Source organism: Nonomuraea sp. WAC 01424, from assembly GCF_003947315.1.
GTDB lineage: Bacteria > Actinomycetota > Actinomycetes > Streptosporangiales > Streptosporangiaceae > Nonomuraea > Nonomuraea spiralis.
Genome location: NZ_QHHZ01000016.1, coordinates 202,395 through 225,957, shown reverse-complemented (window position 1 = coordinate 225,957; position 23,563 = coordinate 202,395). Strand labels below are relative to the sequence as shown.

Below are 23,563 nucleotides of genomic sequence, written 5' to 3'. Positions count from 1 at the left end.
AGGGTGCCATGCTCCAGTTACACATCCTTGGACCGCTCCACGCCTCCCTGGACGGCCGCCGGCTCGACCTCGGTTCCGCCAGGCAGCGTGCCGTGCTCGCCCGCCTGATCGCCGCGGACGGCCAGGTCGTCTCGACCGACCGGTTCATCGAGGACCTGTGGCAGGGGCAGCCGCCGCCCAAGGCGCTCGCCGCCCTCCAGGTCTACGTGTCGAACCTGCGCCGCGTGCTCGAACCCGACCGCCCGCCGCGCGCCCCCGCCGGCGTGATCGTCAGCGCCCCGCCCGGCTACCGGCTCTGCCTGCCCGACGAGGCCGTGGACACCTGGCGGCTGCCCGGCCTCATCGACGCGGCCGGCGCGGCCCTGAAACGCGGCGCGGGCGCCGACGCGCACGACCTGCTCGACCAGGCACTCGGCCTGTGGACGGGCCCCGCGTACGCCGAGTTCGCCGAGGAGTGGGCCGCGCCCGAGTCGGCCAGAACGGCCGAGCTCAGGCTCATCGCCGTCGAGTACCGCGCCGAGGCCGCGCTGCTGATGGGCCGCCACGCCGAGGTCGTCCCGGAACTGGGCGCCCACGCCGACGCCCACCCGCTGCGCGAGAACGCCGTACGCCTGCTGGCCCTGGCCCACTACCGTTCGGGCAGCCAGGCCGAGGCGCTGGCCGTGTTGCGCCAGGCCCGCGAGAACCTGGCCGAGGAGCTCGGCGTCGATCCCGGCCCCGCGCTGCGCACGCTCGAACAGGACATTCTCCGCCAGGCCGACTCCCTGCACGCGCCCGAGGTCGTCGAACGCGTCCAGGAACGCCCCGCGGCCAGGCAGGAGCCCTCGATCGTGGGCCGGGCCCGCGAGCTGGCCGTACTGCGGGAGGAGGCCGCCCGGCCCGTCCGGAGCACCGTCTGGCTGGGCGGCGAGCCGGGCGCGGGCAAGAGCGCGCTGGCCGAGGCGTTCGCGGCCGAGCAGGCCGAGCGCGGGTGGCGGGTCGCGTTCGGCCGCTGCCCGGAGATCGACGGTGACGCGCCGCCCGCCTGGGCCTGGAGCGAGATCGTCCGGCAGCTCGCCGCCGTACGGCCGCCCGCCCCCGCCGACGCGGCCCGCCTGGCCCCCCTCCTGAACGACGGCGTCGCGATCCAGAACCAGTTCCAGCTCGCCAGGGCCGTGGCCGGTTACCTGGCGGGCTGCGCGCCCCTCCTCGTGGTACTCGAAGACGTGCACCGGGCCGACGGCGAGACCCTGCACCTGCTGCGCCACCTCGACCCCGCCGCGCGGATCCTGGTCGTCGCCACCTACCGCCCGGCCGAGACCACCGAGGACCTGTCCGCCACCCTGGCCGCGCTCGCCACCGGCAGCAGGCACGTGGAGCTCGCCGGCCTCGACGAGAGCGCCGTCGTCACGCTGCTCGAACGCCACTCCGAACGCACCGGCCTCGACCCCGCCACCGTCCGCACGGTCCTGGAACGCACGCTCGGCAACCCGCTGTTCGTCTGCGAGATCGCCCGCCTGCTGGCCTCAGAAGGGCCGGGGGCCGCCGAGGCGCTGCCGCCCGGCGTCCGCGACCTCATCCGCCGCCGCATCACCCGCCTGCCCGCGACCGCCCAGACCGTGCTGCGCAACGCCGCCGTCGTCGGCCGGGACGCCGACGTGGACGTGCTGATCGCGCTGCACGACGGCGACGAGGACACCGTCTTCGACGGCCTGGAGGCCGGGGTCATGACGGGCCTGCTGGCCGAGCCGGGCCCGGGACGGATCAGGTTCACGCACGTCCTGGTCAGGCAGGCCCTGTACGAGGACACCGCGCGGATCCGCCGTACCAGGCTGCACGGACGGGTGGTGTCGGTGCTGGAGCGGCTGCGTCCGAACGACGTGGCGGCGCTGGCGCACCACGCGCTGGAGGCGGCCGCGCCGAGCGCCGTGCGGTACGCCAGGGCGGCGGCCGTACAGGCGTCTGGCCTGCACGCGCACCGCGAGGCGGCGGCGCTGTGGCGGGCCGCGCTGGAGTTCGCGGACGACGACGAGACCCGGCTCGACCTGCTGTGCGGCCTGGTGTCGGCGCTCGGGCACGCGGGCGACGTGCTGGGCGCCCTGGCCGCCAGGTCGCGGGCGATCGAGCCGGCCGCCGCCCGCGTCTGCCTCGCCCGCGCGCTGACCTCGTACGAAGCCCCGGTCGTCTGGACGATCCAGGTCGACTCCCTCTACAACCGGGACTTCATCGCGGCCGTGGAGAGCGAGCTGGCCGCCGGGCCCGACGACGAGACGCGCTGCCGGCTGCTGGCCGCGCTCGTGTTCGAGCTGGAGGGGCACGACGACGACCGCGTGGACGCCGCCGGCGCCGAGGCCCTGGCCCTGGCCCGCCGCCTCGGCGGTCCCGACCTGCTCTGCCTGGCGCTCAACGCCCGCTACTTCGCGCTGCTCAGCCCCGAACGCCGGGACGAGCTGGAGGCCGTCGGCGCCGAGCTGCTGGAACTGGGCCGTACCCACCGGCTCGTCGGCTACCTCACGCTCGGCCACTGTGCGCTGCTCATGGCCGCGCTCGGCCGTACGGACCTGGAGGCCGCCCGGCGGCACGCCGACAGCGGCGTCGCGGTGTCCACCAGCGGCCAGCTCGGCATGTCCCTGACGATCCTCACGCTGTTCGGCGCGCTCCGGAAGCTGGTCGGGGGCGAGTTCGACGAGGCCGAGGCCGTCTACACCGGGCTCACCGAGCAGATGGCCGAGCGCGGCGGGGTCAACGCGCGGGCCATGGGCGCGCTGGCCAGGTTCGCCGTGCGGATGGCCCGCGGGAACGCGCGCGACTCCCTCGACGAGCTGGCCGCCATCCGGGACCGCGTGAACAGCGACACCATGCACGAGATCTACGCCGGGGCGCTGGCCGCCGCGGGCGACCTGGAGGCCGCCCGGCGGGTCTGGCGGCCCGACGCCTGGCTGCCGCGCAACTACTACTGGCTGATGTGGCAGGCGATGCGCGGCCAGACCGCCGTCGCCCTGGGGGACCGCGAGGTCGCCGAACGCTCCTACCGGACCCTGCTGCCCTGGGAAGGGGAGCTGGCGGGGATGAGCAGCGGGTCGATCACCCTGGGGCCGGTCGCGCTGGTCCTCGGCGACCTGGCGAGGCTTCTGGGGTTGCCGGCCGACGACCACTACGCGCAGGCCCTGAAGGTCGCCGACCGCGTCGGCTCCCCGCACTGGGCCGAGGCGGCCCGCCGCCGGTCCCCCCACTGAGCACCGCCTCAAAGCCCTCTACGGGGTGCTGCCGCGGGGGACGGGCCTCTCACCGCGTGCCGAAGATGAGCTCCTGGCGGCGCCGGTGGCCGCGCTTCATGAGCGCGAGCAGCACCACGAGCACCGGCCCCGCCAGCCGCCGCAGCTCGGCCATCTCCTCCGGCCGCGCGTACTGGGCGATCCTCGGCAGGTCGAACCTGGCGTCACCGCCCTTCCGCACCTCGGCCTCGACCTTGGCCCAGTCCTCCTCCGACACGTACGTGGCGACGACCGGGAAGATCAGGCGTTCCTCCTCCTCGATGTGCTCATCCAGCAGGTCGGCCAGGGAGGTCAGGGACTTGGCCATCCGCCGTGCCGCCTGACCGTCGCCGCCGAGCTGCCCCGCGGCCGTCGTGATCTCCTCCAGCAGCGGGTCGAGCGCCGCGTGGTCGTCGGTCAGGTCGCTCAGGTCCACCTCCGCGCCCGCAGAACGGACGATGACCGGCCAGAGCACGTTGTCCTCCGCCTGGTGATGGTGGTGGATGCCCGCGCACAGCTTCGCGGTGAACGTCGTGATCGCCCGCAACCGCTCCTGACCGGCCTGCTCCTCGCCGGCGGCGATCGCGCTCATCACCTCCGCCAGGCGGCGGGTGTCGGCGCGCATGGCCCGGTGCGTGATGCGGAAGCCGAGCATGTTGGGTGCCATTTCGGTACTCCTCTTGTCGTGTGGCCCCCAGCGTGCGGCACGGCTCTTAGACACTTCTTGGTGCCGACTTGGCATGGACGTAACGGTTGTGGCGTGGCGGAAAATGAGAGACCCGGCGGCTAATGTGTGCCGCTATGGACAGGCGATGGGTCGGCCTCGACGGTGTCGAGGTGGTGCCGGTGATGCGGGCGGGCCGCCAGGTGCTGCGGGTGCGCAGGAACGGGTGGCTGGTCGCCGACTGCCGTTCGGTCGAGGAGGTGGCCGGGCACGTCGATCTGGCCGACCTGTGCGAGGTGGTCGACCTCGCCGCCCGCCGCCGATCCGGCCACGCCATGGAGGTCCGTACGAGTTCGCATCATGGGTGAGTGCCGTGTATGGTTACACCTGTCCGCAGCGAGCGGACAGGCCCCTATAGCTCAGTCGGCAGAGCGTCTCCATGGTAAGGAGAAGGTCAACGGTTCGATTCCGTTTGGGGGCTCCCAGTTAGAGCAGGCAAAACGCCCGGTCCGAGAAGTCTCGGAGCCGGGCGTTTCTCGTTGTCCGGAGCTTTTCGCGATGGGAGACGATTAACCCGCACGCGAAGTAGGGAATTGCAGAACCTCTCCGCGAGCCTCGAATGGAGCGATCGGCATCCGCGCCCCGTCACGGAACGGAGCCAGCAAACCATCCAAGACCCTCACGGGCGAGTGAAGGTTGAACCAGGCGCGCTCGGCAAGAGCCTCATCCCACACCCCTTGCAGGAACCCTCGAAGGTCGGCCCGCCACTGGGGGAGGATGTCGGTGTACCGACCTCGCATACCCCGCATGTCCGGGGACACGTGTCCCATCCGATCGTCGCGGAGCTTGGGAGGCGCCTGCCCGTGGATGAGGGTGCTGTGCCAGTGCCGCAGCTCATGCGGAGGCATGCCGTCGTTGATCGGCAGCCACGAGGCGACCGCCGTCTCCTCCGTCACCCGGTGAGGCTGTACGAACCGCTCGATGAGCTGCGGGCGGGTCATCTCGGCCACCTCGGCCTCCCGCATCCCGGCACTGAGCGCGTACGCCACTAGCTCCCGCCGCAGCGAACCGCTGTTGACGCCCAGCCCTAAGGGCCGCCCGCGGTACTCGTTCAATGTCGGCCGCTCCCATGGCTGTCCGGGGCGGGCCCTCGGCCAGGCAGGGATCGGTCGGCCCGGCCATCCCGCCTCTGCCACGGGACGCTGTGGCACCCGCGTAAGCGGTACAGCGGCGGACGTACGGGGCCGGGTCACCTACGGGTGGCCCGGCCTCTTCCTCGTTTTGGAGGATGTTGGGAGGATGCCTCCCATGAGTGGCAGATTCACGGGTGCGGACTGTTAGGGCCACGCCAGACCGACTGGCGGGCCCGAAGGGTTCGCGATGTCCCGCACCGACAACACCATGCCCCTCCACCTTCAGGAGGAGGACGGCAAGGCGTTCATGCGTAGCGTGGGCGGCACGTACGCCGGCGTAGGCAAGGACTGCAACATCTACGAGCGCCGAGCGCGCCAGCGTGTACGGCTCGCTCTGCTCATAGGCGTCGAGCCTGAGCCGACCCGGCACCGCGGCCACGCCAAGTGGATGTACTGGTAGAGACGAGCCAGCCCCCGCTTCCTCCTTCGGGAGGGGCGGGGGCGTCTCTTGTGCCTGAGCTCTTACGTCAAGCCTGGTGGGCGGCTATTGAGCGGTCGTGCCGTCGCGTGCCTCGATGGCCGCGGCCATGAAGTTCTGAAAACGCGCGAACTGCTGCTGATCCATCTTCAGTGAGACCCCGTTGACGATCCCGTCCTTGTATCGGGTGCCGATCGTGACCTTGAAGCCGTCACCGTGTGGTTTCGCGTCCACTCCGAGGAACGCCACGTGGTATCGCCGGGCCTCTGCCAGGCAGTGGAAGATTTCGAAGGTCCTGCCGTCTTGCACCAGGATGTAGTCACCGATCGCGAACTCCGCTGCCATTGCGTTCCCGTCCATGCTGTGATGCGCCTGGGGGTCAGGGGGCATCCCAGGGGCGCAGGCCATCAAACCACGAGCCCCGCCCCACTCTTGGGAGGGTGGGGCGGGGCTTCGCGTTGCCAGCCGTCAAGGCTGAAGGCATCGCCGCGATGGAAGGTGTCGATGCCGGTGCGGATGTAGGTGACGATGTCGTCGGGCAGGTCGTCGAGGGCAAACCAGTCGATCTTGTCGCACTTGCTGGGTTCAGCGTTGACAGGCTCGCCTGACCATCGGCTGGTGGCGAAGAAGATGCCGATGCGGGCCTGGCCATCAGGGTCGGCGTGATGGCACACGCCGGCGAAGTCAAGGTCAGCGGGGTCGATCAGGATGCCCAGCTCTTCGCGGGCCTCGCAGCCGCCCTGGTATCGACGGCTATCCACGATCGGCGGCATGGCGTCATGGCCATGCCGTCACGCCCGGCTGATGGGGTAGCGCACTTCGAATCGAGAGGCGTCGCGCCTGGTCACGTTCACCTCGACGACGCGCCCCTCGGCAGCCCCAGCGGTGGCGATCGTGGACCGGGTGACGCACAGCACCGGTACGCCGGGGGCGAGGCTGAGCAGGTCGCCTTCCTCGGCGGTCGCCGGCCGCGCCGTGATGATGCCCTCCCACTCCAGCAGGCCCCAGCCCAGCTCGTTCTCCATGCGGTCATAGATGCCGCCCGGGCCGGTGTCGGCCTGGGCCAGCACCGTGCCGGCGGGCAGGTCGGCGGGCAGATAGGAAGTGGCGAGTTGCTCGACGCGGCCCGTCTCCGGGTTGCCCATCACGCGGTCGCGGATGATGACATGGTCGCCGGCCTGGAGACCGAGCAAGGCGAGGACGTCTGGCGGGCAGGGCTCCTGGGTCACCGTGGGCGGTTGCAGGGCGCGCAGGTGCTGCACAGTCTTGCTGAAGTAGTAGCCCAGTTCGTCGCGGTAGACCGCCGTGTCCAGGGCGAGGCTCTGCCGCTCGGGTTGCTCGCGGACTTTGGTGCCACCCCGGCGTACAGGGGTGAGCAGGCCCTCGGCAGTGAGCTGAGCGACGGCCCGGCGGATCGTGGTGCGGCTGGTATCGAACTCCTCCTGTAGCTCGTCCTCCTTCGGGATCTTGGCGCCGGGCTGGTAGATCCCCGCAGTGATCGCGCCGCGCAAAGCCTCGGCGACTTCGTGCCATCGAGCCATGATGTTCTCCCTATTCCGCCACCCACGATTACATCACGATCTATTTCCTTCCGGGTTACGCTAACAGGCGTCGCAATAGATAGTTATCTATTCATCGGAAGGTGCACAAATCATGCGCCACCACCCCAGCATCACCGCGGCAATCAGCGGGCCCGACAACGTCGGCAAGACCACCCACGCCCGCCTTCTCCAGCGCCGCACCCAGGCCCACAACCTCGGCCCCCTGGACGCCTACGACCCCCGTTGGAAGGACGCAAAGGCCCACGGCCTGGCTGACTGGTGGTTCCACACCACCCCCATCGCACACCTCGCCGACGTCCTGGCCTGCTCCTACCTCGCACGGTCCGCCGCCGCCCGCGCCATCCCCGAGGGCGTGGCCATCCTCGACCGCAGGCTAAACGCCCGATCCGAGAAATCTCGGACTCGGGCGTTTTTTCGTTTCCCGACGTCTTCCGCTGTCCTTGCGCTACAAAACGGACAAAAGCATATAAGGCGGACTGTGGGGCAGTAAGGCTTACAAGGGTTGGTTGCCCTGAGAACCCCGGACGTTGGGAAACGTCCGGGGTTCTCACATGGCGGCCCCCGTGACTCGCCTCTTGTGTGCCGACCCGTGGTTCAGGTGGTGCCGTCCAGGGGCGCGTAGGCGAAGTGGCGGGTGTCGGCGAAGGTCTGGGGGCCGGTGAGCCGGTAGTCGTGGGCGGCCTCGCTGGTGGTGTGGTACGGCCCCACGTCCACGGTGTCCGCGATCGACCAGACGCCCTTCACCTGCTGCTTGACGACGTAGAGGAACTCGTTGAAGTCGAGGGAGGAGGAGACGAAGCTGTTGACCACGGTCAGGGAACGCCGGCCCGTGGTCAGCGCCGGAGGCAGGTCGACGGTCTGGTCGCGCCAGCGGTAGGTGTTCTCGACGGGCAGCGGGTGCCAGGAGCCGGCCGGGGAGCCGTTCACGGTGATGGCGGCCTGCTGCATGGCGATGCCGGCGTCCAGGCGGCGGATCAGGCGTACGCCGGTGTTGGCGGGATCGACGGTCACCGCGAACCGGCTCGAACCTCCGGGCCCGAACGCGCGGCCGTCGTCCGAGACCGAACGGCCTTGAGTGACGGGATCGGCCTGTCGCGGCGCCGCCCACCACCCGACCGCCACACCGACCCCCACGGCTCCGGCCACCACCAGGGCCGCCGTTCCGGCCGCCCGCCGCCGCCCCCACTCCCGCAGCCCGACCCCGCCACCGGGCAGGGCCGGCCCGCCTCCCGGAACGGCCAGTTCGCCGCCGAGCGTGGGCGCGGTGACAGGGAATCCGCCGGTCATGGGGGCGGCGGCCACGACCACGCCGACCGGAAGTCCGCCGATCGGGAGAACGTCGTCGGCGGGAGGACGGCCGAGCGGATGCGTGCCGCTGCCTGCCATCTGGGGGTCTGCGGGGGGACCGCTCCTTTCGGGGGGCACGCCCTCGGCGGGCAGGGGGACGCCTTCAGGAGGCGCGGCGCCCTGGCCGAGGTCTTCGAGGGGCGCGGCGCCGGGGAGCCCGCCGAGGGGTGCGGCGGCGGGCCGGGTGAGGTCCCAGAGCGACGCGGTGCCCGGGGTGAAGTCTTCAAGGGGGGTGGTGCTGGCGCGGGTGGGGCCTTCGAGGGGGGTGATGCCCGGCCGGGGCAGGGCGCCGGCCGACGGGGTGAAGGCGTCCGGGGGGTGGTTGATCGTGGACAGGACGGTCTGGGCGAGTTGGTAGTTCGTGGGAGGCATGCGGGCAAGCCGTACGCGTTCCCACGCCCGTTCCCATTCGGGCACCCGGTGTTCGGGCACCCCGCACGCTCGCAGGAACGTCACCATCACCGCCTTTTTGGGGAATCGTCGCCCGGCCAGCATGTCCGCGCAGGTTGCCCGGGGAAGGCGGGGGCCGCCCGCTTTGTCGGCCCGCGCCTGAAGCTCCCGCAGCGACACGTCGGCCCGCGCGAACTGCTCGGCCAAGAGCCTCACCAGGCCCTCATGGCAGTTCACGGATTCGACGCCGGGTTCCGCGCCTTCCTGGTCCTCGCCCATCGTCCCTCTCCCGACCGGCTTCCTCTGTCCGACAGTGTACGAACGATGACCGAGCGTGTCCGGGGGGATTTCAGTGGCGTCCGGGCCAGGCTCACATATGGACGACTGCGGACGAGCATGTCCGCCGTCCTGTTGGACACCGGCATCTGGCCGCTTTCCTGGCATTCGGGCGCTCACCAGCGCCGATTCCTGAGCAGAAGAGGAAGACGACATGAACAGGAAACTGGCCCTTGCCGCCGGTATCGCCGCCGCCCTTTCCGGCCTCGTCATCCCGGCCGGCCCCGCATCCGCCGGCTCCCTGCAGTGCAACAGTGGCCGGGCCCCGGAGGACTCCTACGTCGGCCGGGCCGACTGCCACAACCCCACCGGCCAGACCTGGGTGTACCGCGCCGTGATCACCTGCGGCTGGAGCCCGGACGTCGTGGGCCCGTGGGTCACGCTCGGGCCCGGCGCCTCGGGCCGCTCCGAGGGCAAATGCGCCAGCTGGGGCAGCGGAGTGGGCGCCGTCGGCGTAGACGAACGCGGAGCGTAGCCGTACGAGCGGCGAAGGCTCGGCCGTGCGGCCAGGCCAGGCGTAGCCCTACGGGCAGAGGCTCGGCCGTGCGGCCAGGCCAGGCGTAGCCCTACGGGCAGAGGCTCGGCCGTGCGGCAAGGCCAGGCGTAGCCCTGCGAGCGGCAACGGCTCGGTCTTACGGCAAGGCCAGGCGTAGCCGTACCGGCGGCGGAGGCTTGGTCTTGCGGGGGTGTGCCGGGTCCAGCCGCCATTAGCTCGGGTGCCCGGGTGGTGTGTGTCCCCTTACGCCGCCGCCCGGGTGCCCGCTGCGCCGCCCCCTCCCGTCCCCTCCCGCCGCCGGCGCGGGTGTCCGTTCGCGGTCGTACGGGTGCCCGACGGGCGTTCTCGGCCCAGCGCGTGCGTTCGCCTGGGGAGGGGGCGGCTGCTAGTGTGACGTTGGCCTCCGCAGGTGATTCCCCAGGCGAGACCTAGGTGGCATGATCGGATTTCGATTGTCGGAGGTTCCTGGGGCATACTGGTAGCACCCCACCCGATCAGGTGAGTTACTAATGTGCTCCCCGCTTCGGGTATCCTCTACGGGCCGGGAGTTTCCGGCCAAGGCGGAGTAGCTCAGTCAGGCAGAGCAAACGGCTCATAATCGTTGTGTCGCCGGTTCAAGTCCGGCCTCCGCTACTACCCAATCCCAGGTCGGTCGGCCTGGGCACGGGTGTGTCCATGTCCCGAACGTAGAAAGGCACTCCCAAGTGGCTGCCACCGACGTTAGGCCGAAGATCACGCTGGCCTGCCAGGAGTGCAAGCACCGCAACTACATCACGCGGAAGAACCGGCGCAATGACCCGGATCGGCTTGAGCTGAAGAAGTACTGCCCGAACTGCCGCTGCCACCGCGCGCACCGCGAGACCCGATAGCGGTACTTCTGTCTCCACATCGCACAACCGGCGTCCTCTGCAGGGCGCCGGTTCGTCGTGTTTCACCTACTTTGAGGGCCCTGACTCGGCGCTGACCCGGGCCCCGGCAAAAAGCGTCCCATCCCCGGCGACAGCCGAACCTTGTTCTGTTACCGTCTGCCTCAGCAGCGCTCGGTGAAGACAGTTCGGTGAACACGTACGAGGGAGCACTGATGGCCTTGAACCGTGACTTCGTGGGCAGGACGTACCCATCCGCCGCCCCGTACGAGGTCAGCCGGGTGAAGATCAAGGAGTTCGCGGCCGCGATCGGTGACAACAACCCGGTCTACCGCGACAGGGAGGCCGCCAGGGCCGCCGGGTATCCCGACGTGATCGCGCCGCCCACGTTCCCCATCGTGTTCAGCCTCCAGGCGGGCGGGGAGGCGCTGGTCGACCCCGAGCTGGGCCTGAACCTGGCGATGGTGGTCCACGGCGAGCAGCGGTTCGAGTACGTCAGGCCGATCTGCGCGGGCGACGAGCTGTTCACCATCGCGACGATCACCGACATCAGGAGCGCGGGCCGCAACGAGCTGCTGACCATCAGGAGCGACGTGACGACGGTCACGGGCGAGCCGGTCTGTACGACCTACAACACGGTCGTCGAGCGCGGAGGGGCGGGCTGAGATGGCGGCCACGGTGAGGTACGACGAGGTCGAGGTCGGGCAGGAGCTCCCGGCGGCGGACTACAACGTGCGCAGGCTGAACCTGGTGATGTACGCCGGCGCCTCCGGCGACTTCAACCAGATCCACTGGAACGAGCGCTTCGCCAGGACCGTCGGGCTGCCCGACGTGATCGCGCACGGCATGTACACGATGGCCCAGGCGGCCAGGTACGTCACCGACTGGGCGGGCGATCCGGGCGCCGTGGTGGACTTCGGCGTGCGGTTCTCCTCGATGGTGATCGTGCCGGACGACGACCAGGGCGCGACGATCGCGGTCAGCGGGGTCGTGGAGGAGAAGCTTGAGGACAAGCGGGTGGTCATCGGGCTGACGGCCAAGGCGGGCGACGCGCGGGTCCTCACGCAGGCACGCGCGGTGGTGCAGCTCTCCTGACACCCTGCTGTGTCAGGCAGGGCGCCTCTCCCGATGCCGTGACGTGTCGGGGGCGCGTCTCCTGATGCCGTGATATGTCGGGCGGGTCGCGGGTAGCGCGTGTTGGTATGAGTGAAGCTGCGCGACAGGTCTGGCCCACGGTCCGTTCCATCCCCGTGTCGTCGGTGACCGACTCCAAACCCCCGGCTCACCTGCGTCCCATCCCTCCGGAGCAGGTGGCGGGCAGCACCGGCACCGGACGGGACACGACCGGCGGCTCGGCCACCGGCGTCGGCACCGGGCGGGCCCGGCCCAGAGGCGCCGGCGCGCACGGGAACCCCGCCGCCGCGCTGGGCTTCTCCGGCGACGGCGGCCAGCACGGCGACCCCGAATACACGATGCTGCACGCCCAGCGCGTCTGGGACGGCACCCTCGCCACCAACCGCATGGACGACCTGGGCGTCAACACCGAGCGCCAGCGCGTCGAGACCAAGGGCGTCACGGTCGCGGTGGGACTGCTGGTGGCAGGCCGACCGGAGGACGCGCTGACCTGCGTCCAGTCGGTGATCGACCATACGCACGCGCGGATCCTGGCTCTCGACCTGGGGAACATCGACGGTGCGGGGGAGGTCCTGGACGAGCTGGCCGGGCGTTACCCGGAGCGGATCGCGGTCTGGCACGTCGCCGAGACCACGCGTGCGGACGGGGGCACGGTGGGGTGGGGTGAGTGCCGTACCAAGTTGTTGCGGCTGGACGAGTCCGAGGTGCACGTGCTGATGGAGACCTCGCTCGTGCTGACGGGGGAGGCGCTGACCCCGCTGGTGGCGGCCATCGTCGAAGGGGCGGTGGCGGCGGGGTGGCAGGCGGCCGAGTCCGGGGAGCCGGGCCGGGTGGAGGCGCTGCGGTGCGACCTGATGGCGGTGCGCAGGGCGGCGGCGTTGGGGGCGTTCCCCGAGGACGCGGAGCGTGGCCCGGACGCCGACCTGAAGTTCTCCCACGCGCTGGAGGGCGAGCTGGTGGTGCCCGAGGGGCCGCTGCCGGTCCGCCGGATCGGCTCGGAACGACGCGACGAGCAGGCGATCGGCGGCTGAGCCCCCGCATACGGGCCGGAGAGGCGGCTCAGGACCGAGGCCGGGCGACTCAGGACCTGGGGCCGGGAGAGCCGGGAAAGCCGGGAGGGTGCCGGGCATCGAGAAGGGCTCATAAGCTTGGGGGCCATGGAGATGCTCGCGTCGCACACCACCCTGGGCCTGGGCGGCCCCGCCCGCGACTTCGCCGAGGCGGTCACGGCGGAGCAGCTCGTGTCGCTGATCGCCGAGGCCGACATGAACGGCGTCCCGACCCTCGTGCTCGGCGGCGGCAGCAACGTGGTGGTCGGTGACGACGGGTTCGACGGGCTGGTCGTCAAGGTGGCGACCGAGGGCGTGACCGTCTCCAGGGACGGCGAGCAGGTGCTGCTCACGGTCGAGGCGGGCCAGGACTGGGATCCGCTGGTCGCCCGCGCCGTGGCCGAGGGCTGGTCCGGCATCGAGTGCATGTCCGGCATCCCGGGCCTGGTGGGCTCGACCCCGATCCAGAACGTCGGCGCGTACGGCCAGGAGGTGGCCCAGACCATCAGATGCGTACGGGCCTACGACCGGCTCACCCGGCAGGTGGTCGACCTGGAGGCGCGCCAATGTGGGTTCTCCTACCGCGACAGCGCCTTCAAGCGGGACCTGTCGCGGCACGTGGTGCTCGCGGTGACGTACGCACTGGATGTGTCGGACATGTCCGGGCCGGTGGCCTACCAGGAGCTGGCCGGGCGGCTCGGGGTGGAGCTGGGCGCCCAGGTGTCCCTCGGCCTGGCCCGCGAGGCCGTCCTGGGGTTGCGGCGGGGCAAGGGCATGGTGTTCGACCCGATGGCCGACCCCGACAGCCGCAGCGCGGGCTCGTTCTTCACCAACCCGATCCTGACGGCCGAGGAGGCCGGGGAGCTGGCCGGGCGCGCGCCCGGCCACCCACGCTGGGACCTGCCGGACGGCCGCGTCAAGGTGCCCGCGGCCTGGCTGATCGAGCAGGCGGGCTTCCCCAAGGGCTACGAACGCGGTCCGGTGCGCATCTCCACCAAGCACACGCTGGCCCTCACCAACCCGGCGGGCGCGGCCACCGCGGCCGATCTGCTGGGGCTGGCCGCGAAGCTGCGCGACGGGGTGCGCGAGAAGTTCGGCGTCACGCTGGTGAACGAACCGGTGCTGGTCGGCTGCTCGCTGGCGGAGTAGCGGCGGGAACAGAGTCCTCATGAGGGCTGTTATGGTGTGTTGGAAATTCCGAAGGGGAGTAGTCCCAATCGTGTGATCGACATACTGGCGCGTGATCGCGCCCGGTCACACGGGCCTTGACGGGCGGACGAGACCTTCGGCCTGGCAGTCATCGATGAAGACGCTGCTGGGCCGAAGTCGTGCCCGAAGATCCCCCGGGTGTCCGCTTCCGGTCCGGTCGCGCGGAAGAGGATCGGTTGGAAGCGTTCTGGATCAGTCTCGCGGTCATTTTCGTGGCCGAGCTGGGCGACAAGAGCCAGCTCATGGCGATGACGTTCGCGACCCGTTTCAAGCCCTGGCCCGTGATCGCGGGCATCACGATCGCCACCGCCGTCGTCCACCTGCTGAGTGTGGCCGTGGGCGGCCTGGTCGGTGACGCGCTGCCGAAGACGGCCATCTCCGTCGTGGCCGGTGTGGCCTTCCTCGGGTTCGCCCTCTGGACGTTGCGCGGCGACGAGCTGACCGAGGAGGAGGCGGGCAAGGCTGGCCGTACGACCAGGAACGCCCTGATCGCGGTGACCGTGGCGTTCTTCCTGAGCGAGCTGGGCGACAAGACGATGCTCGCCACAATCACCCTGGCCACGCAGCACGGCTGGTTCGGCACCTGGATCGGCTCGACCGTGGGCATGGTCGCCGCCGACGCCCTGGCCATCCTCGTCGGCCGCCTGATGGGCAAGCACCTCCCGGAGAAGGTCATCCGGTACGGCGCCGCCGCCGCGTTCGCGGTGTTCGGCATCGTGCTGCTCGTCGAGGCGATCCTCTAGGGACGCGGCGGCAGCGCGTGCCGGATCTCGGTGTGGACGTCGGCGAGCAGGCCGAGCACGTGCTCCCGGCTCTCCCGGGTGAACGCGGCCTCCACCGCGCGGGCCGCGGGCCCCTCGGTGAGCCAGGCGAGGACCTGTGCGTACGCCGGCGTGCCGCGGTCCCAGAAGGCGTTGGTGAGCCGGCGTCCGGACAGGCCGTCGGTGACGAAGTCGCGCAGGTGCTCGATCGCCGCGTCGTCCTCCAGCCCGGCCCAGAGGTCGAGGCAGGGCGCGAGGTCGAGACCGGCGGCGGCGAGGGCGCACAGGACCGTGCCGGCGGACGGACGGGACGGATGGCGGCCCAGCGTCTCGCGCCACCACGCGTACAGGAAGCCGGTGATCGCCTCGCGTTCGGCGGCCGGCCAGCCCTGCCAGCCCGCGACGGCGAGCTTGCCGAGGACGATCTCCGGATCGGGGTAGGAGAAGGCGTCCGCCGCGGCGCATTCGAGCAGCCGCGGCAGGAAGTAGCGGAACTCGGGCACGCCGCCCCACGTGGTGAGCGCCTTGGCCGCGTACCGGGCCAGGGACGCGGCCTCGATCGCCGCGACCGGACCCGACAGGAGGCACGCGCCCGCACCCGGCTCGACGCAGTGAGGGCAGCCGGGCACGGCCGCCGGCCTGGCGACGGCGCCGAACACCTCGTAGAGCCGCCCGAGGGCCGTCGCGGTCAGTCGAGGGTGAAGTAGTCGGGGCCCGCGTAACGGCCGGTGGCGAGCTTCTGGCGCTGCATGAGCAGGTCGTTGAGCAGCGAGGACGCGCCCAGCCTGAACCAGTCGGGGGTCAGCCAGTCGTCGCCCGCCGTCTCGTTGACCAGCACCAGGTTCTTGATGGCGTCCTTGGTCGTGCGGATGCCGCCGGCCGGCTTCACACCCACCTGGCGGCCGGTCGCGTCGCGGAAGTCGCGCACCGCCTCCAGCATGATCAGGGTCACCGGCAGCGTGGCCGCGGGGGACACCTTGCCGGTCGAGGTCTTGATGAAGTCGGCGCCCGCGATCATCGCCAGCCAGGACGCCCGGCGCACGTTGTCGTAGGTCGCCAGCTCGCCCGTCTCCAGGATCACCTTCAGGTGGGCCGGACCGCAGGCGGCCTTGATCGCGACGATCTCCTCGAACACCTTCGTGTAGTCGCCGGACAGGAACGCGCCGCGGTCGATCACCATGTCGATCTCGTCGGCGCCCGCGGCCACGGCCAGCGCCGTGTCGCTCACCTTGACCTCCAGCGAGGAACGCCCGCTGGGGAACGCGGTGGCGACCGAGGCCACCTTCACCCCCGACCCGCCCACCGCCTGGACGGCCACCGGCACCATGTCGGGGTAGACGCACACCGCGGCCACCTTGGGGGCGCCGCCGCCCGGGTGGACGGCCTTGGTGCACATGGCCCGCACCTTGCCAGCCGTGTCGGCGCCTTCGAGCGTCGTCAGGTCGACCATGGAGATGGCCAGGTCGATGGCCTGGGCCTTCGCGCTGGTCTTGATGGAACGGGTGCCGAGCATGGCCGCCCGCTGGTCGGCGCCCACCCGGTCGACTCCGGGAAGGCCGTGCAGGAAGGCGCGCAGCGTCGCGTGGGACGAGGCGACGTCCGCGAGCGAGGTAGTCACAGTTGACACCTTCACAGCATCGCCGACCACGGCCGTTACCTCCAAACCGGGGTGGAACGGCGGCCTAAGGCGGCGGGGTCCGGTCCTAGGTATGTCCCGCCCGTCTGAGGCCCGGAGATAAGGCATCCACCCGATGTGCCGGGGCGCGCCTTAGACCGAGCATTAAAGGTGTCAGAACAACGCACCAAATGTGCAGGAGAAAGATGATGAACCCCGAGATCGAGTACGAGCTCATGAAGAACTACGCCAACGAGCTCCGGCAGGCCGCCGCCGAGCACCGCCGCGTACGCGAGGCCATGAAGGGCAACAAGGCCGGGCGTCGCTCGGTCTTCGGCAAGCGCCGTTCGTCATGACCGTCCCAAGAGAGCCCGGCCATATCCTCGCTCCTGGCCGGGCCTCTGAACCCCCTTAAACCCGTCGATAGCGACTGATAGGGCATGGCATGCTGAACGACATGCTGGGACGTTCGGTGAGTCCCGTCTTCGTCGGGCGGGCGGAGGAGCTCGCCACTCTCGCGGAGAGCTTCGACGAGGCACGTAAGGGCACGGTGACGGCCGTGCTGATGGGCGGAGAGGCGGGGGTCGGCAAGAGCCGGCTCGTGCAGCGCTTCGCCGAGTCCTGTCTGGCCGACGGCGCCCAGGTGCTGATCGGCGGGTGCGTGGAGCTGTCGACCGAGGGTCTGGCGTACGCGCCCTTCACCGCCGCGCTCAGGCAACTCGTCAGGGAGCACGGACCGGCCGCGGTGGCCGCGCTGCTGCCCGAGGGGGCCGAGCGCGATCTGGCCAGGCTGCTGCCGGAGTTCGGCGAGCCCAGCGGCGACGGGGAGACCGACACGGGCCGCGCCCGGCTCTTCGAGCAGTTCCTCACTCTGCTCGAACGGCTCGCGGACAGCCGCCCCACGGTCCTCGTCATCGAGGACATCCACTGGGCCGACCGGTCCAGCCGCGATCTGATCGCCTTCCTCAGCCGCAACCTGCACGCCCCGCAGGTGCTCATCCTCATGACCTACCGCTCCGACGACCTGCACCGGCAACATCCGCTCCGCCCGGTCCTGGCCGAGCTCGGCCGGGTCAACGGCGTGCACCGCCTGGATCTGCCCCGCCTGTCGCGGGACGAGGTGGCCGCCCAGATGGCCGGCATCCTCGGCGCGGCCCCCGAATACGTGAAGGTCCAGAAGGTCTACGAACGCAGCGAGGGCATCCCGCTGTTCGTGGAGGCCCTGCTCGACGGCGGCGAGGACTGCACGTTCCCCGAGTCGATGCAGGACCTCATACTCAACGCCGTCGAACGGCTGCCCGAGGAGACCCAGCGCCTGCTGCGCATCGCCGCCGCCGGCGGCAACCGGGTCGGCCACGCGCTGCTGGCCGCCGTCAGCGGTCTGTCCGACCTCGACCTGGAGGCCGTCCTGCGGCCCGCCATCGCCGGGAACGTGTTGCAGATCGCCGACAACCGCGCCTACGTCTTCAGGCACGCGCTGATCCAGGAGGCCGTGCACGAGGAACTGCTGCCCGGCGAGTACCAGCGCCTGCACGCCCGGTACGCCGAGGAGATCTCCAAGGACCGCACGCTCGTGCCACCCGGCCGCGCCGCCCTCGAACTGGCCCACCACTGGTACGGCGCCCGCAACGACCTCTGGGGCCTGGTCTCCGCCTGGGAGGCCGCGCAGAAGTCGTTCAAGGCGTACGCCTACACCGAGGCCGTGCCGCTGCTGGAACGCGTGCTCATGCTCTGGGACCGGGTCCCTGACGCCGCCCGGCGCATCGGCGCCGACCACACCGCCGTGCTCGAACGCGCCTCCGAGGCCGCGAACGCCGGCGGCGAGGTGGACAAGGGCGTGAAGTTCGTCAAGGCCGCCCTGGCCGAGCTGGACGAGACCGCGGAACCCGGCCGGGTCGCGCAGCTCATCGTGCGGCAGGCGTCGTTCAAGGTGTCCAAGGGCCAGATGGGCGTGATCGAGCTGCTCAGGCACGCCCTGCGGCTCGTCCCCGAGCCGGGCCCGGTGCGCGCGGAGGTCGCCATGACGCTGAGCAGGCAGCTCATGCTCCGCGGCAACATCGCCGAGGCCGAGGAGCTGATCGTCGAAGGGCTCGACCTGGTCAGGCGGTCCGGCGACCGGTGCCTCGAAGGCGACCTGCTGATGAACCTGGCACTCGGCCACTCGCTCAGAGGCGAGCTGGAGCAGGTCATCGCCGTCAACGAGCAGGCGACGGGGCTCGGCAAGGCCGGCGGCTCGGGCCGCATCATCGTCAGGGCGATCGGCAACAACATCGACTCCCTGATCGACATGGGCCGCGCCGAGGAGGCCCTGCGCCTGTCGGAGGAAGGCTGGCGGTACGCCAAGAAGTACGGCCGGCTGCGCGGCAGCGGGCTGTTCATCCTCAACAACTGGGCCGAGGCGCTGGAGTCGCTCGGCCGCTGGGACGAGGCGCTCGACCTCGTGGAGAGCGCGCTCAACTACGGCCCCAGCCTGCGCACCCAGTACGCCCTGCTGCGCGTGCGGGCCGACATCGGGCTGGCCAGGGGCGAGCTGCAGCTCGTCGAGGGCATCCTGTCGGAGATCGGCGTGCTCAAGGACCGCCCGGAGGACTTCGTCCAGGACGTCATCAGCAACGCGCGCCTGCACATCGGCTGGCACCTGCTCAAGGGCGAGCCGTGGGCGGCGCTGGCCGTGGCCGAGCGGGCGTTGTCGCATCCGCGGTTGCCGAGCAAGGCCATGCTGGGCTGGCGGCTGCTCTCGCTGCTGCGTACGGTCTGCGACGCGGCCGAGGACCTCGAACCCGGCCGTACCGCCGCGGTCCGGGCGCACGCCGCCGAGGTGGCGGCCGAGCTCACGATCAGCGGGCCGGTGGCGGAGGCGTACCGGCTGTCCTACAGCGGTGACTTCGACGCCTCGGCGGCGGCGTGGGAGCGGCTGATGCGTCCGCACAACCAGGCCAAGGCCCTGCTGCGGGCGGCCGGCTGCGCGGCCACAAGCGGCGACAGGGAGGGTGCGGCGGTCCGGCTCGGGCAGGCGCGCCCGCTGGCCGTCGCGCTGCGGGCCACCCCGCTGGTCGAGCAGATCGAGGCGCTCTCGCGCCGCGTGGGCGGCCGCCAGCAGGCCCAGGAGGCGACGTCGGAGGTGCTGACGCCGCGCGAGCTGGAGGTGCTGCGCCTGGTGACCCAGGGCCGGACGAACAGGGACATCGCCGCCGAACTATTCATCTCGGCGAAGACGGTGAGCGTGCACGTGTCGAACATCCTGGCCAAGCTGGGCGTCACCACCCGCGGAGAGGCCGCCGCGGCGGCGCATCGCCTGTCACTCCTGTCCTAGGGACTCCGCGCCCCTCTGAGCACTCGGACCGACCGTCTACGCTGGCAAGGTGATGTCCCTATACCTCACCCTGGGCTGACGCCGATGTTCGACTACGCACCCGCGCCAGAGGCGCGCGACATTGTCGATCTGAAGCCGTCGTACGGGTTGTTCATCAACGGTGAGTTCGTGGACGGCTCCGGCTCCTCCTTCAAGACGATCAACCCGGCGACCGAGGAGAAGCTGGCGGAAGTCGCGTCCGCCTCCTCCGACGACGTCGACCGGGCCGTGCAGGCGGCGCGCAAGGCGTTCGGCGTGTGGAGCGCCCTGCCCGGCGCCGAGCGGGCCAAGTACCTGTTCCGCATCGCGCGCCTGATCCAGGAGCGGGCCCGCGAGCTGGCCGTCCTGGAATCCCTCGACAACGGCAAGCCCATCCGCGAGTCCCGCGACGTCGACGTGCCGCTGGTCGCGGCCCACTTCTTCTACTACGCGGGCTGGGCCGACAAACTGGCCTACGCCGGGTTCGGCACCAAGCCGCTCGGTGTGGCCGGCCAGGTCATCCCGTGGAACTTCCCGCTGCTCATGCTGGCCTGGAAGGTCGCGCCCGCGCTGGCCTGCGGCAACACCGTCGTGCTCAAGCCGGCCGAGACGACCCCGCTGACCGCGCTGCTGTTCGCGGAGGTCTGCCGGCAGGCCGAGCTGCCGCCCGGCGTGGTCAACATCGTGACCGGCGCGGGCGAGACCGGCGCCGCCGTGGTGGCCCACCCCGACGTCAACAAGGTGGCCTTCACCGGCTCGACCGAGGTCGGCCGGCTCATCGCCCGCGCGGTCGCGGGCACCGACAAGAAGCTCACGCTGGAGCTCGGCGGCAAGGCCGCCAACATCGTGTTCGAGGACGCGGCCATCGACCAGGCGGTCGAGGGCATCGTCAACGGCATCTTCTTCAACCAGGGCCACGTCTGCTGCGCGGGCTCCCGGCTGCTGGTGCAGGAGTCCGTCCACGACGAGCTGCTGGAGTCGCTGAAGCGGCGGCTCGGCACGCTGCGGCTCGGCGACCCGCTCGACAAGAACACCGACATCGGCGCGATCAACTCGGCCGAGCAGCTCGCCAAGATCCGCGAGCTGTCCGAGGCCGGGGCCGACGAGGGCGCCGAGCGGTGGTCGCCGGCGTGCGAGCTGCCCGACCGGGGCTACTGGTTCCCGCCGACCCTGTTCACCGGGGTCGCCCTGTCCCACAGGATCGCCCGGGAGGAGATCTTCGGGCCGGTGTTGTCCGTGCTGACCTTCCGCACGCCCGCCGAGGCCGTGGAGAAGGCCAACAACACCCCGTACGGGTTGTCGGCCGGGGTCTGGACCGAGAAGGGGTCGCGCATCCTGTGGATGGCCGACCGCCTGCGGGCCGGGGTCGTCTGGGCCAACACGTTCAACAAGTTCGACCCCACCTCGCCGTTCGGCGGTTACAAGGAGTCGGGCTATGGCCGTGAAGGCGGGCTCGCGGGGCTGGAGGCCTACCTTGACGTGTGATCACCGCCGTGCCGGGCGGGCCGGGCGGGGTGCCCAGGCCACCCGCGGCCACGCCTTCGCCCGCGCCGGGCGGCCCGTACGCGTCGGCTGGTACGCCCACCGCTGCGGCGTCAGCCGGTGCGGCCAGGTGTTCGCCCCGGTTCAGACGTCGCAGGAGTCCACGTGGAGAGGTCGGGGCGATGAGTAGGTTGTCCGTCAGAAAGACCTACAAGCTGTACATCGGCGGGGCCTTCCCGCGCTCGGAGAGTGGGAGGTCCTACCCCGTGACCTCGCCCAAGGGCGACTTCCTCGCCAACGCCTCGCGCGCCTCGCGCAAGGACGCGCGCGACGCCGTTGTGGCCGCGCGCAAGGCGTTCCCCGGCTGGTCGGGCGCGACCGCCTACAACAGGGGGCAGATCCTCTACCGCGTCGCCGAGATGCTGGAGGGGCGGCGCGGGCAGTTCGCCGAGGAGCTGGGCACGGGCAAGAAGGCCGCCCTGGAAGCGGTGGACGCGGCGGTCGACCGGCTGGTCTGGTACGCGGGCTGGTCCGACAAGATCACCTCGGTCCGCGGGGCGGCCAACCCGGTGGCGGGGCCGTACTTCAACCTGTCCTCGCCGGAGCCGACCGGGGTCGTGGCCGTGGTCGCGCCCGCCGATCCGCTGCTCGGGCTGGTGTCCGTGGTCGCGCCCGTGATCGTGACCGGCAACACGTGCGTCGTGGTCGCCTCCGAGCCCTCGCCGCTCGCCTCGATCACGCTGGCCGAGGTGCTGGCCACGTCCGACCTGCCGGGCGGGGTGGTCAACGTCCTGACCGGGCGGCAGGCCGAGCTGGCGCCCTGGCTGGCGGCCCACATGGACGTCAACGCGCTCGACCTGACCGGGGTCGAGGACGCCGACCTGGCGTTGCGCTGCGAGCAGGAGGCGGCCGAGAACCTCAAGCGCGTGTTGCGGCCCGTACGCGAGGACTGGACGGCCGATCCGGGGATCGGGCGGATGACCCGGTTCCTGGAGACCAAGACCGTCTGGCATCCGGCCGGCGTCTAGGAGAAACCGGGCGGCCGCAGCGGCGGGTGGGCCGCCTGGAGCTGGGCGGCCAGGGCCAGCAGGTGCGGCTCGCCGCCCGGCGGCGCCACGAGCTGCACGCCGATCGGCAGCGCGCTGGAGTGGGTGGCGACCGGCACCGTGATCGCCGGCCAGCCGCACATGTTCCAGGGGCCGGTGGCGGGGGCGTACCTGACGTTGGCCAGCAGGTTGCGCACGAGGCCGCGCCGCCCCCAGCGTTCGGCCCGCGGCGGGAGGGCGGCCAGCGCCGGCGTGATCAGCACGTCGGCGTCGCCGAACCAGGTGTCGGCGCCGTAGCCGCTCCAGCGTTCACGCCCGCGCCGGCCGTCCAGGTTGAGCGCGGTGAGCACCCGTCCGGCGCGGGCGAGCGCGCGGGTACGGCGTTCGAGGAGGCGCGCGTCCAGGCCGTCGGTCGCGGCGGCGGCCCGGCCGAGCCAGGTGGCGACCGTGGCCGGGCCGAGCCAGGCGGGCAGCCGCCGCGGGTGCTCGACGACCGTGTGCCCGGCCTGCCGCAACGTCTCGGCCGCCGCCCGTACCGCGGCCTGGAACTCCCGGTCGACGGGCAGTCCGGCGGGCAGCGGCTGCGGGGCGTAGGCCACCCGCAGGTCGAACGGCTCGGGGCTGTCCTGGGGCGGCTGGGGCTCCCACACCTCGTCGTCGTCCGCCCAGACCGAGCGGAGCATGCGCGGCTTCGGCTCGACCCGGCGGCCGGTACGCCACGCCTCGGCCAGCGCCGGGTCGGCGGCCAGGACGGACAGCGCGAGCGACAGGTCGGACGCGGTCGTGGCGAGCGGGCCGTTCTCGCTGAGCCCGTCCCAGTCGTCGGCGGGCAGCGAGACCAGCCCGGCGCCCGGCTTGACGGCCAGCACGCCGCAGCAGGCGCCCGGGATGCGCAGCGATCCCATGCCGTCGTTGCCGAGCGCGATCGGCGTCATCCCGGCCGCCACCGCCGCCGCGCTGCCCGAGGACGAGCCGCCGGCCGTACGGGCGGGGTTCCAGGGGTTGCGGACGATCCCGTACGTGCTGTCGCCGAAGCCGACCAGCCCCAGCTCCGGCAGGTTCGTCAGCCCGACGACCACCGCGCCCGCCGCGCGCAGCCGGGCCACGGCGGGATGGTCCTCCAGGGTGGGGACGTCGGAGGTGCCGGCCGAGCCGCCGCGGGTGGGCTCGCCGGCCACCTCCAGGTTATCCTTGACCGCCACCGGGACCCCGGCGAGTGGCAGGTCGGGCAGGTCGCGGCGTTTCCCGACGGCCCGCGCCTCGTCCACCGCCCGCTCCCTGACCAGCCGGAACGCCCCGACCCGGGAATCCCGTTCCGAGATGCGGTGAAGGTGCTCCTCCACGACGGTCGTGGCCGTGACGTCGCCGCGCCGGACGGCCGTCGCGATCTCGATGGCGGTCCTGCCTGCCCACAACATGTCTAGAGTGTGC

24 protein-coding genes and 2 tRNA genes are annotated in these 23,563 nt (G+C 71.4%); 17 read left to right on the top strand and 9 right to left on the bottom strand.

The features are described from left to right. Positions 1-8: 8 nt before the first annotated feature. Positions 9-3,215 carry a BTAD domain-containing putative transcriptional regulator gene (locus tag DMB42_RS38250; protein ID WP_125643483.1) on the top strand — a complete coding sequence of 1,069 codons (3,207 nt, stop codon included), beginning with the start codon at positions 9-11 and terminating at the stop codon, positions 3,213-3,215. A 49-nt stretch (positions 3,216-3,264) separates the two neighbouring features. On the opposite strand, the gene DMB42_RS38245 is transcribed toward DMB42_RS38250, so the two are convergent. Continuing rightward, complete coding sequence (locus DMB42_RS38245; protein ID WP_125643481.1) at positions 3,265-3,900, bottom strand: hemerythrin domain-containing protein; 636 nt, start codon at positions 3,898-3,900, stop codon at positions 3,265-3,267. 134 nt (positions 3,901-4,034) lie between these two features. On the opposite strand from DMB42_RS38245, the gene DMB42_RS38240 reads away from it, so the two are divergent. Further along, a complete protein-coding gene (locus tag DMB42_RS38240) occupies positions 4,035-4,265 on the top strand; it encodes a transposase (protein ID WP_125643479.1) in 231 nt (76 codons plus the stop codon). Between the two features lie 40 nt (positions 4,266-4,305). Beyond that, a tRNA-Thr gene (locus DMB42_RS38235) sits at positions 4,306-4,378 on the top strand. Between the two features lie 88 nt (positions 4,379-4,466). Here the strand turns inward: DMB42_RS38235 and DMB42_RS38230 are convergent. Next, a complete protein-coding gene (locus DMB42_RS38230; protein ID WP_125643477.1) occupies positions 4,467-5,012 on the bottom strand; it encodes a hypothetical protein in 546 nt (181 codons plus the stop codon). A gap of 265 nt (positions 5,013-5,277) precedes the next feature. Between DMB42_RS38230 and DMB42_RS38225 the strand changes: the two genes are divergently transcribed. Next, entirely contained in the window at positions 5,278-5,490 is a 213-nt protein-coding gene (locus DMB42_RS38225) for a hypothetical protein (protein WP_125643475.1), read from the top strand. Between the two features lie 84 nt (positions 5,491-5,574). Here the strand turns inward: DMB42_RS38225 and DMB42_RS38220 are convergent, their stop codons facing one another. From DMB42_RS38220 to DMB42_RS38210, 3 genes are all read right to left on the bottom strand, one after another. Beyond that, a complete protein-coding gene (locus DMB42_RS38220) occupies positions 5,575-5,853 on the bottom strand; it encodes a hypothetical protein (RefSeq protein WP_125643473.1) in 279 nt (92 codons plus the stop codon). Between the two features lie 62 nt (positions 5,854-5,915). Then, on the bottom strand, positions 5,916-6,281 hold the full coding sequence (locus tag DMB42_RS38215; protein ID WP_125643471.1) for an NUDIX domain-containing protein: 366 nt from the start codon (positions 6,279-6,281) through the stop codon (positions 5,916-5,918). Between the two features lie 18 nt (positions 6,282-6,299). Continuing rightward, complete coding sequence (locus tag DMB42_RS38210) at positions 6,300-7,049, bottom strand: GntR family transcriptional regulator (RefSeq protein WP_125643469.1); 750 nt, start codon at positions 7,047-7,049, stop codon at positions 6,300-6,302. 112 nt (positions 7,050-7,161) lie between these two features. Here DMB42_RS38210 and DMB42_RS38205 point away from each other — a divergent pair, with 112 nt between their 5' ends. Then, on the top strand, positions 7,162-7,560 hold the full coding sequence (locus DMB42_RS38205) for a hypothetical protein (protein ID WP_125643467.1): 399 nt from the start codon (positions 7,162-7,164) through the stop codon (positions 7,558-7,560). A 104-nt stretch (positions 7,561-7,664) separates the two neighbouring features. Here the strand turns inward: DMB42_RS38205 and DMB42_RS38200 are convergent, their stop codons facing one another. Further along, positions 7,665-9,023 carry a hypothetical protein gene (locus DMB42_RS38200; protein ID WP_125643465.1) on the bottom strand — a complete coding sequence of 453 codons (1,359 nt, stop codon included), beginning with the start codon at positions 9,021-9,023 and terminating at the stop codon, positions 7,665-7,667. Positions 9,024-9,297: 274 nt separating this feature from the next. On the opposite strand from DMB42_RS38200, the gene DMB42_RS38195 reads away from it, so the two are divergent. From DMB42_RS38195 to DMB42_RS38160, 8 genes are all read left to right on the top strand, one after another. Next, positions 9,298-9,618, top strand: a complete 321-nt coding sequence (locus DMB42_RS38195; RefSeq protein WP_125643463.1) for a hypothetical protein — start codon at positions 9,298-9,300, stop codon at positions 9,616-9,618. Positions 9,619-10,198: 580 nt separating this feature from the next. Beyond that, positions 10,199-10,272 (top strand) — tRNA-Met (locus DMB42_RS38190). Between the two features lie 71 nt (positions 10,273-10,343). Beyond that, positions 10,344-10,508: a 50S ribosomal protein L33 gene (gene rpmG, locus DMB42_RS38185; RefSeq protein WP_019632658.1), complete on the top strand. Its 165-nt coding sequence runs from the start codon at positions 10,344-10,346 to the stop codon at positions 10,506-10,508. A gap of 212 nt (positions 10,509-10,720) precedes the next feature. Further along, complete coding sequence (locus DMB42_RS38180) at positions 10,721-11,170, top strand: MaoC family dehydratase N-terminal domain-containing protein (protein ID WP_125643461.1); 450 nt, start codon at positions 10,721-10,723, stop codon at positions 11,168-11,170. Between the two features lies 1 nt (position 11,171). Next, the gene (locus tag DMB42_RS38175; protein ID WP_125643459.1) at positions 11,172-11,600 is read left to right on the top strand and encodes a MaoC family dehydratase; all 429 of its coding nucleotides are present in this window, start codon (positions 11,172-11,174) and stop codon (positions 11,598-11,600) included. A 107-nt stretch (positions 11,601-11,707) separates the two neighbouring features. Further along, positions 11,708-12,670, top strand: a complete 963-nt coding sequence (locus DMB42_RS38170; protein WP_125643457.1) for a hypothetical protein — start codon at positions 11,708-11,710, stop codon at positions 12,668-12,670. 126 nt (positions 12,671-12,796) lie between these two features. Then, positions 12,797-13,837 carry a UDP-N-acetylmuramate dehydrogenase gene (locus tag DMB42_RS38165; RefSeq protein WP_125643455.1) on the top strand — a complete coding sequence of 347 codons (1,041 nt, stop codon included), beginning with the start codon at positions 12,797-12,799 and terminating at the stop codon, positions 13,835-13,837. A 236-nt stretch (positions 13,838-14,073) separates the two neighbouring features. Continuing rightward, entirely contained in the window at positions 14,074-14,640 is a 567-nt protein-coding gene (locus DMB42_RS38160; RefSeq protein ID WP_125643453.1) for a TMEM165/GDT1 family protein, read from the top strand. Here the strand turns inward: DMB42_RS38160 and DMB42_RS38155 are convergent. Then, positions 14,637-15,317, bottom strand: a complete 681-nt coding sequence (locus DMB42_RS38155; RefSeq protein ID WP_125643451.1) for a hypothetical protein — start codon at positions 15,315-15,317, stop codon at positions 14,637-14,639. The genes DMB42_RS38160 and DMB42_RS38155 overlap by 4 nt on opposite strands. A gap of 29 nt (positions 15,318-15,346) precedes the next feature. Beyond that, positions 15,347-16,276, bottom strand: coding sequence for a deoxyribose-phosphate aldolase (gene deoC, locus DMB42_RS38150; RefSeq protein WP_125643449.1), 930 nt, complete (start codon positions 16,274-16,276; stop codon positions 15,347-15,349). 203 nt (positions 16,277-16,479) lie between these two features. Between deoC and DMB42_RS53675 the strand changes: the two genes are divergently transcribed. From DMB42_RS53675 to DMB42_RS38135, 4 genes are all read left to right on the top strand, one after another. Next, the gene (locus DMB42_RS53675) at positions 16,480-16,629 is read left to right on the top strand and encodes a hypothetical protein (protein ID WP_185845096.1); all 150 of its coding nucleotides are present in this window, start codon (positions 16,480-16,482) and stop codon (positions 16,627-16,629) included. A gap of 101 nt (positions 16,630-16,730) precedes the next feature. Then, positions 16,731-19,586 (top strand): helix-turn-helix transcriptional regulator, encoded by a 2,856-nt coding sequence (locus DMB42_RS38145; RefSeq protein ID WP_260478185.1) that lies wholly within the window; start codon positions 16,731-16,733, stop codon positions 19,584-19,586. Between the two features lie 84 nt (positions 19,587-19,670). Then, positions 19,671-21,089 (top strand): aldehyde dehydrogenase family protein, encoded by a 1,419-nt coding sequence (locus tag DMB42_RS38140; protein ID WP_125643445.1) that lies wholly within the window; start codon positions 19,671-19,673, stop codon positions 21,087-21,089. Positions 21,090-21,268: 179 nt separating this feature from the next. Further along, positions 21,269-22,114, top strand: a complete 846-nt coding sequence (locus tag DMB42_RS38135; protein WP_125643443.1) for an aldehyde dehydrogenase — start codon at positions 21,269-21,271, stop codon at positions 22,112-22,114. Here the strand turns inward: DMB42_RS38135 and DMB42_RS38130 are convergent. Continuing rightward, entirely contained in the window at positions 22,111-23,550 is a 1,440-nt protein-coding gene (locus DMB42_RS38130; RefSeq protein ID WP_125643441.1) for an amidase, read from the bottom strand. The two genes, DMB42_RS38135 and DMB42_RS38130, sit on opposite strands and share 4 nt — an antisense overlap. Positions 23,551-23,563: the final 13 nt, after the last annotated feature.